Annotated in this window: 1 protein-coding gene; it reads right to left on the bottom strand. The window is 55.1% G+C overall.

Annotated features, from left to right (window positions below; translation table 11 throughout):
* On the bottom strand, positions 1-653 hold a 653-nt coding region (locus tag FW760_RS26020; RefSeq protein WP_446444118.1), incomplete at both ends, for an IS3 family transposase.

The following is a 653-nucleotide window of genomic DNA, read 5'->3' as shown; positions in this document are numbered from 1 at the left end:
CCGACTCATGCTCTGTTTGAACCGATAACGCCACAGCCGCTGACGGAAGCTTCGGCTGCCGTATTGGCTGCCTTGGTCGCTGTGAAACAGCACGCTCTGTGACCGACCACGCTGTTCATAGGCCATATCCAATGCCTTGATCACCAGGTCGGCATCGGGCTTCGCTGAAAATGCCCAGCCTACTACTCGGCGTGCGAAAAGGTCGATCACTGCCGCCACATAATGCCAGCGACCTTGAGCCCAGACATAAGTGATGTCACCGCACCAAACTTCGTTTGGTGCGGATACGGTGAACGCTCGATCCAGCACGTTCGGGATATCTGGTCGCTCGACCGTCGCTTTTTTGTAGGCATGTGAACCGGGTTGCTTACTGATTAGCTTCATTTCGCTCATCAGCTTACGCACCTTGAAGCGCCCAATTTCTATGCCTTCCTCCCGCATCATGAACATGATGCTTCGGCTGCCCGCCGCGCTGCGGCTTTGGGTGAACAGTTCGTTCACTCGGCTGCGTAAAACCAGCCGCTCAACGTCGGGAATTCGACGTTTTCGGCAGTGCGCGTAGTAGCAAGATCGGGTGACTTCAAATACCGAGCACAACAGATCAACAGGCTCTTCAGAGCGGAGCTGATCGATTAACGCGAACGCTCGTGTTG

The organism is Pseudomonas sp. 1176_21 (assembly GCF_052850635.1).
The sequence above is the reverse complement of the archived record's forward strand: the minus strand, read 5'-3'. Positions and strand labels throughout refer to the sequence as shown.